General features: G+C 61.7%; 1 protein-coding gene. It reads left to right on the plus strand.

Going from position 1 to position 549, the window contains the following annotated elements; all coding sequences use genetic code 11:
• Positions 1 to 472, plus strand: a 472-nt coding sequence (locus D7X94_RS18040; RefSeq protein WP_147401783.1) for an S-layer homology domain-containing protein, incomplete at its 5' end; no start/stop codon positions are given.
• Positions 473 to 549 lie beyond the last annotated feature (77 nt).

Below are 549 nucleotides of genomic sequence, written 5' to 3' on the forward strand. Positions count from 1 at the left end.
CTGGGCCATCGAGAAGGGGATCACCGCCGGGACCAGCAGCACCACCTTCTCTCCCGACCAGGGCTGCACCCGGGCCCAGATTGTGACCTTCCTGTGGCGGGCTGCCGGTAAGCCCGATGTGCCTGTAAGCGGCGCGTTCAGCGATATGCCCGGCACCCCGGACTTCCAAAAGGCCATTAGCTGGGCGGTTTCCAATGGCGTCACCACCGGCACCGGCGGCGGGAAGTTCTCCCCCGGCAAGGGCTGCACCCGGGCCCAGATTGTGACCTTCCTCTGGCGGGCTGCCGGTAAACCTGATGTACCGGTTACCTCCGCCTTCAGCGATATGCCCTCCAACCCGGACTTCCAGAAGGCCATTAGCTGGGCGGTCGCCAACGGCGTCACCACCGGCACCGGCGGCGGGAAGTTCTCTCCTGACAAGACCTGCACCCGCGCCCAGGCAGTGACGTTTATCCACCGCGTCCAGGGATAATCCGCTGAGGGTATTTCGATCATTTAGGTAAGTTCCATAAAAAGAAAACAGCCTTGCAGAAAATGCTTGGCTGTTTT

It is taken from the genome of Acutalibacter sp. 1XD8-33 (assembly GCF_003612555.1).
In the GTDB taxonomy this organism is placed as follows: Bacteria; Bacillota; Clostridia; order Oscillospirales; family Acutalibacteraceae; genus Acutalibacter.